Here is a 6,552-nt window from a genome sequence, read left to right as displayed (position 1 = left end):
GGGCGCCGGGAGCCCGCGGCCCCATTCGTTTCCCCGGCGCGCCGGGGAGGAAGGAGACCCCGTGATCGTCATCCTGAAGAACCCCATCGGTCCCGACTCTGAGGAGATGCGCCAGCTCGAGGCGGAGGCAGCCCGATTCCCCGACCTCTCGCTTCGGCTCCACAGCGTGGAGGGCACCCTCCAGGCCATCGGCGAGGTATACGTATTCGGTCCCACCCGGCAGGTGCCCACGGGCCCCTTCGAAAAGCTCCCCTTCGTGCAGCGGGTCATCCGGGTGAGCTCCAAGTACCGGGTCATCGGCCGCCACGACGGGCAGGCCCAGGCCGTGGGCTTCACCCACCGGGGGCTCACCTTCTCCCAGGACAACCTCCACGTCTTCGCGGGTCTGTGCGCGGTGGACACCCGGGAGCACACGGAGATCATGTTCCGGGCGCTCCGGGACGCCGGGCTCAAGACCGCGCGGATGGGCGCCTACAAGCCCCGCACGTCCCCCTATGACTTCCAGGGCCACGGCAAGGACTGCCTGCCCTACGTGTTCGAGCTCGCCGGCCGGCACGGGGTGGAGGTGATCGCCATGGAGGTGACCCACGAATCCCACCTGGAGGAGATCTCCGACGCCCTGCGCGACGCCGGGCAACCCACGGGCGTGATGGTGCAGATCGGCACGCGCAACGCGCAGAACTTCGAGCTCCTCAAGCACGTGGGGCGCCAGACCGAGTTCCCCGTGCTCTTCAAGCGGGGCATGGGGATCGATCTGGAAGAGAGCCTCAACGCGTGCGAGTACATCGCCACCAACGGCAACCACCGCATCGTCTTCTGCCTGCGCGGCGTGAAGACCAATCTGGGCGAGCCCCACCGCAACCTGGTCGACTTCAGCCACGTGCCCGTGGTGAAGCGCCAGACGCGGCTGCCCGTGTGCATCGACCCCTCCCACTCGGTGGGGCGGCGGCTCGTGGCCACCGACGGGATCCTCGACGTGTGGCACGCCATGGCCCAGGGGGTCATCGCCGGGGCCAACATGATCCTGGTGGACTTCCACCCCCGGCCCGAGGCCGCCCTGTGCGACGGCCCCCAGGCCCTGCTCCTGGAAGAGCTCGAGACCTTCCTGGAGGACGTGCGCATCTGCCGGGAGGCGTACGAGACGCGCCGGGACCTGGCCGCCCGCACGGCCGAGAAGGCGCCGTCGCGAGCCCAGGCGGCGTGAGCGACTAGGGGGGGCCTACCCCCCGCCCCCCACCTGCAACAGGAACACCTTGAGGTAGGCGGTCTCGGGCATGGCGGGGAGCCAGGGGTGGTCGGGGGCCTGGCGGCCCACCCCGAGCACCCGCACCAGGCGCCCGGCCTCCCGGGCCGCCAGGGCCAGGGTCTCCACGAACACCTCGGGGCGCACGTGGTGGGAGCAGGAGCAGGTCACCAGGTAGCCGCCGGGGCGCACGCACCGCAGGCCCCACTTGTTGAGGTTCAGGTACCCCTTGAGTGCCTCGGGGACCCGACGGCGCGACTTGACGAAGGCGGGGGGGTCGAGGACGACCACGTCGAAGCCGGTCCCTGCCGCCTCCTGCCGCAGGAACTCCAGTGCGTCGGCGCGCACGAACTCCGCGCCTGCGAACCCATTGGCCTCGGCGTTGGTTCGGGCAAGGGCCAGGGCGCCCTCCGACGCGTCGAGGAAGGACACCCGGGCCGCTCCCCAGAGGGCCGCGTGCACTCCCCACGCCCCGGTGTAGCAGAAGGCGTCGAGCACCCGGCCGCCCCGGACCAGGGGCATGAGGAGGCGATAGTTCTCCCGCTGGTCGAAGAAGAAGCCGGTCTTCTGCCCCTTCCAGAGGTCCGCCCAGAGCTCGAGGCCCTGGAGCCGGAAGCAGACCCTCTCCGGGACCTCTCCGGATGCCAGGGAGACTTCCCGGACGAGCCCCTCCAACTCCCGGGCGGGAGAGTCGTTTCGGAGCACCACTCCTCGAGGGGAAAGCACGGCTTCCAGCGCCTCCAGTATCCATGAGGTGCGCCGCTCCATGGCCGCCGTGAGGACCTGGACCGAGAGGACTGCGCCGTAGCGGTCCACCACGAGCCCGGGAAGCCCGTCCGCCTCCCCGTACACCACCCGGCAGGCCTCGGCCGCCTCGGCCCCCAGCCAGGCCTTCCGGTTCTCCCAGGCCCGGCGCACCCGGCGGCTGATGAGCTCTGCGTCGAGGGGGACTTCCCTTCCCCGGGCGTGGAGCCGCACGGCGATGAGGCTGACGGCGCTGAACGTCCCCGTCCCCACCAGGGCGCCCCGGGCGTCCACCACCCGCACGTCCTCCCCCGCCGGGATGCTCGCGTCGAACTCCTGGATCTCGTTCGAAAACACCCACAGGTGCCCCTGCGCCACCCGGCGCTCCGCCCCCCGTCTCAACCGCATCTCCGTCACGACTCGCTCCTCGCCCCATCGGCCCCCAGCCCCCGGATCCCCGTGAACCCGCACGCGTCACCACGGACAACCATCCACCCTGGGCACGGCGGGCGCAATGGAAATTCCCATCGAAGTGCTCTCGGTCCTGCGGGCGCAGCAGGAGAACCCGCCCCCCTGCCGTGGAAGCCCCTCGACGAGATCGACGCGGGCGTGTGCGACGGCATGGCCTGCGACGAGAGCCGCGAGGGCATGCCCCAAGAGTACGCCGCCGGCGCCCTAGACACCCGAACATCGCGGATTGCGGGGTCGCTCCCGCCCCTCCTGGGCTCCGCGACACTCGCCCTTCCTGGCCAGCGGCGGAGCGCAGGGGCTCCCGGACCCCGCTTGCCACCCAGGCGGTGGATCCAGGCACCGCGACGCCTTTGACACTGCGGCTCTCCGAGTGTAGCGTTCAGCGCCTTCAGCGGATCCCGAGCCAAGGCGTGGGGTCCTTCACGCGCGGGCCGTCGCCGACGGCTGCGCTTCCCAGGGGAAAGGGAGAACCGGATGAATCTCAAGACGAAGACCCGCCTGGAGGCCCAGAAGGCCGCCGCGGAGAAGAAGCTCGCCGCTCGGCTCGCCGCCTTCGAGGGCGGAGGCCTCGACGCGGCCGCCATCGGGCGGGCGGCCGGGGTCCGGCAGGCGAAGGCGGCGGTGCGCAAGGCAGCCCATCGCCTGGCCGCGATCGCCGCCCAGGAAGAGAGGCTCGCGGAACGGGCTCGGGCCAAGGCAGAGAAGGCCCTCTCCCCCAAGAGCCCCGACGCGGCGGCGCCCGCCGGGGCTCCGGCGGAGCCACCCCCGAAGAAGCAGAAGAAGGCGAAGAAAGAGCAGTAGCCTCGATGTGGCGCACTGCGGGGGTCTGGCAGGGAGCCCTCCCCGTCAGACCCCCTTCAGCACAACCGTAGAGCGGCGCAACCCGGAACCGCGGCCCCCGAGACTCCACCGGGACGCCGCGGGCCCGGGCACAGAGCGCTCGGCAGCGAACTGCCCGCGCCCGTCTCGCGAGCTGGCAACGCTCGTGACCCTGATGAACAAACCCCTGCCCCACGACGTCCGCTCCGGCCTCGCGCGCGCCCGCGAGATCCACGACCGCGCCGCCTCAGACTACGCCAAGTGCCTGGAGTTCAACGCCCTGCTCGCCGGACTGCCGGATCGGCTCGAAGATGCATTTCCCCCCGATCGGGGAGGGCCCAGCCGGGGGGTGCCCACGGCCTAGGCGGGGCCACCCCTGCGGGACCTGCTCACCCAACCGGACGGTCCTCCGCCCGTTTGGCCCGACCCGCAGGGTGGCGGAGGGGGCGCCGGTGAGCGAGCAGGAGGAGCTGCGGGAGCAGGCGCGCGGGGCACGGATTCCGGAGGCGGGGGAGGACCTGCTGGAGGAGGCGGACCAGGGGGCCCGCGGGTGAGGCGGGCCGGCCCCGGGCTCCGAGTGGCCTCCTACAACGTCGACCTTGGCCAGGTGCGCTTGCCGCCCCCGCGCCCCCTTCGACCATTCGGTTCGTTTCGCAATCCGAACGGTCCAAAGTGCACGGGCGCCGTTGTCCCGGCGCGCCGACGATCTACCCTCTGGGACATGCTGCTTCCTCGTCCCCAGAGCGTCCCGGGAGCCGCCTCCAGCCCGTCGAGCCCGGGCATGGAGATGTCCAGGAGCGCCACGTCCGGGTGGTGCTCCAGGCACAGGCGCAGAGCCTCGGCGCCGTCGGCGGCGCATCCCGCCACCTGGAGCTCCGGGTCCGCGGCGAGGATGTGCCGGAAGGTGTGGCGGAGCAGGCGCTGGTCATCCGCGATCACGATTCGAGTGGGCGTGCCGCCCAGGTGGTTCCTGTGGAAGAGGGCTCCTGGCTGCCGGGACCCGGCGCGGTTGTCAAACCCAAGGGGGCCCCACAGGGGGTAGAGCGTGGCAGAGGGCAGAATACTGGTCGTAGAGGACGACCTCGTCACGGCAGAGGTGGTCCGGCGTTGTCTGGAAGGGGAGAGCTACACCGTGGAGGTCGTCGGCGACGGCCTCGCCGCCTCCCGGGCGCTGGCTGCCGAGCGGCCGGATCTCATCATCCTCGACCTGATGCTCCCGAACCTCGACGGCTGGGAGCTCTGCGCCATGATCCGCACCCTGCCCGACCCCGTGCTCTCCTCCGTGCCCATCGTGATGCTCACGTCCCGGAGCACGGCCGAGGATCGCGTACGGGGCCTCCGAGCCGGGGCGGACGACTACATCACCAAGCCCTTCACCCTCGAAGAGCTCGTGCTCAAGATCCAGCGACTGCTCGACCCGCGGCGGCGCCCCCCGGCGACCGCCGGCCCGCGCGACGCGGGAGCGCCCCAGCGGGAACTCGAGGACGTCTACGACCTGCTGCACCACGAGCTCAAGAACCACCTCATCGCCATCTCGGGGTTCGCCCGCCGGGTCGACCTCCAGGCGGAGACCATCTCCCGACACACCCTGAAGCGTTACGTGGGCTTCATCCGCAAGAGCGCCGACCACCTGAGCGGGTTCGTGGAGGACGTGCTGCACTTTCGCAAGCTCCAGGAGGGCCGTCTCGACCTGGAACCCGAGCCGGTGTCCCTGCAGGAAACCGTGGAGGACGTGCTCTCCCTGCACGCGGGCCTGGCCCGGGACAAGCACATCGCGCTGCGCAACGAGGTCGGGCGGGACGTTCCTCCCGTGCGCTTCGACCCGGGCGCGGCGAAGATCTGCTTGTCCAACCTGATGGAGAATGCGATCAAGTATACGCCGCAGGGGGGCACGGTGAGCGCACGCGCCGGGCTGGCCGGCGACGGTCGCGTGGCCCTGGAGGTGCAGGACACCGGCCCCGGGGTCCCGCCCGACGAGCGGGAGAAGATCTTTGCCAAGTTCTACCGGGGGCGGCGCACGGAACGGTCGACCAAGGGGACCGGCCTCGGCCTCTACGTGGTCCGCAGCCTGGCCCGGAGCCTGGACGCCGACGTGACGCTGGAGCCCGGGGAGGGGGGCGGTAGCCGCTTTCGCCTGGTGTTTCGCCCGGCGGCGGCAAAGGCCGACCCGGCCCCGACCTGAAACCCACCCGGCCGCCGACTAGTGCCTCCCCGGCGGCCTGCGCGCATCGAGGAAGGCGGCGAGGCCCTCCAGCTCCTCCTCCAGGTCGTCGGCTGCGTCCGCCGCCCCCGGGACGTCCCCTCTCTCGGCCCGGCGCTCCACGCGGCCGGCGAAGTCCATCGCCCGTTCGGTACCCAGGTGGCAGCAGGTGCCGCGCAGCTTGTGGGCTTCTCGGGCCACCTCTTCGGCGCCGCCCCGCTTCAGAGCGGCGCGCAGGGACGCGAGATTCTCCGGGACCTGCTGCAGGAAGAGGTCGACGATTCTCCAGGCGCTTTCGGTTCCGAGCCGCCCCACGAACTCGTCCAGGCGCAGGGCCACCCGTTCGAAGGCACCGGAGGTCGGCTCCCGCCTTCGTGCCGCGCCGGCTTCGGCCCACCGGGCCACCACTCGGGCCAGCGCCTCGTACTCCACGGGCTTGCTCAAGAAGTCGTCCATGCCCGCCGCGAGGCACTGCTCCCGGTGCTCCGCCAGGGCATGGGCGGTGAGGCCCACGATGGGCACGCGGCGGCCGGGGACCTCCCGACGGCGGATCTCCCGGGTCGCCTCGACGCCATCCATGCCCGGCATCTGCCAATCCATGAGCACCAGGTCGTAGGGGCCCGCGAGCGCCTCCTCCACGGCCGCGAAGCCACTGCCCACCACGTCGGTGCGGAGCCCCAGACGCTCCACCAGCAGGCGGATCAGCACCATCTGGTTCACCTCATTGTCCTCGGCCACGAGCACTCTGCCCCGGAGCGCGGCCGGCGCGGGCGGGGCGGCCGCGGCGGGTCGTTGCGCCGCCGGTAGGGCGCGCCCGCCCACCATCGTCTCCACCAGCTCGGCGAGCTCGCGCTCCTTGACGGGCCGCAGCAGAAAGCCCCACCCGTCCTCGTACTGCGCCTTGAGGGCGACCCCCCGGGAGGAGAAGGGCGCCGTGAGGACAATGGCCGGGACCGGCCCCAGCCCGCCGGACGCGAGCTCCCGGGCCAGGGCGAGCCCGGTGCCGTCGGGCAGGTCCACGTCCACCAGCGCCAGCCGGAAGGGACTGCCCTCGTCCCCGGCGGCTCCTGCGAGC

Annotated in this window: 7 protein-coding genes; 4 read left to right on the top strand and 3 right to left on the bottom strand. The window is 71.9% G+C overall.

What is annotated here, in order from left to right; translation table 11 throughout:
* Positions 1-106 precede the first annotated feature (106 nt).
* Positions 107-1,204 carry a 3-deoxy-7-phosphoheptulonate synthase gene (locus tag AB1578_21180; GenBank protein ID MEW6490410.1) on the top strand — a complete coding sequence of 366 codons (1,098 nt, stop codon included), beginning with the start codon at positions 107-109 and terminating at the stop codon, positions 1,202-1,204.
* Between the two features lie 15 nt (positions 1,205-1,219).
* Here AB1578_21180 and AB1578_21175 read toward each other — a convergent pair whose 3' ends face one another.
* Entirely contained in the window at positions 1,220-2,395 is a 1,176-nt protein-coding gene (locus AB1578_21175) for a class I SAM-dependent rRNA methyltransferase (protein MEW6490409.1), read from the bottom strand.
* 537 nt (positions 2,396-2,932) lie between these two features.
* Between AB1578_21175 and AB1578_21170 the strand changes: the two genes are divergently transcribed.
* Both AB1578_21170 and AB1578_21165 read left to right on the top strand, forming a co-directional pair.
* Positions 2,933-3,259, top strand: a complete 327-nt coding sequence (locus AB1578_21170) for a hypothetical protein (GenBank protein ID MEW6490408.1) — start codon at positions 2,933-2,935, stop codon at positions 3,257-3,259.
* Between the two features lie 193 nt (positions 3,260-3,452).
* On the top strand, positions 3,453-3,641 hold the full coding sequence (locus tag AB1578_21165; GenBank protein MEW6490407.1) for a hypothetical protein: 189 nt from the start codon (positions 3,453-3,455) through the stop codon (positions 3,639-3,641).
* Positions 3,642-3,862: 221 nt separating this feature from the next.
* Here the strand turns inward: AB1578_21165 and AB1578_21160 are convergent, their stop codons facing one another.
* Complete coding sequence (locus AB1578_21160) at positions 3,863-4,216, bottom strand: response regulator (GenBank protein ID MEW6490406.1); 354 nt, start codon at positions 4,214-4,216, stop codon at positions 3,863-3,865.
* A gap of 106 nt (positions 4,217-4,322) precedes the next feature.
* On the opposite strand from AB1578_21160, the gene AB1578_21155 reads away from it, so the two are divergent.
* The gene (locus tag AB1578_21155; GenBank protein MEW6490405.1) at positions 4,323-5,459 is read left to right on the top strand and encodes a HAMP domain-containing sensor histidine kinase; all 1,137 of its coding nucleotides are present in this window, start codon (positions 4,323-4,325) and stop codon (positions 5,457-5,459) included.
* 18 nt (positions 5,460-5,477) lie between these two features.
* On the opposite strand, the gene AB1578_21150 is transcribed toward AB1578_21155, so the two are convergent.
* Positions 5,478-6,552 (bottom strand): response regulator (locus tag AB1578_21150; GenBank protein ID MEW6490404.1); only part of this gene is annotated, 1,075 nt, incomplete at its 5' end.

The sequence above is a fragment of the Thermodesulfobacteriota bacterium genome (assembly GCA_040756475.1).
In the GTDB taxonomy this organism is placed as follows: domain Bacteria; phylum Desulfobacterota; class Deferrisomatia; order Deferrisomatales; family JACRMM01; genus JBFLZB01.
The sequence above is the reverse complement of the archived record's forward strand: the minus strand, read 5'-3'. Positions and strand labels throughout refer to the sequence as shown.

Coding starts and splice junctions, on each gene's coding strand:
- AB1578_21165 (MEW6490407.1), top strand. CDS start 3,453: ATGAACAAACCCCTGCCCCACGACGTCCGCTCCGGCCTCGCGCGCGCC.
- AB1578_21170 (MEW6490408.1), top strand. CDS start 2,933: ATGAATCTCAAGACGAAGACCCGCCTGGAGGCCCAGAAGGCCGCCGCG.
- AB1578_21175 (MEW6490409.1), bottom strand. CDS start 2,395: ATGCGGTTGAGACGGGGGGCGGAGCGCCGGGTGGCGCAGGGGCACCTG.
- AB1578_21180 (MEW6490410.1), top strand. CDS start 107: ATGCGCCAGCTCGAGGCGGAGGCAGCCCGATTCCCCGACCTCTCGCTT.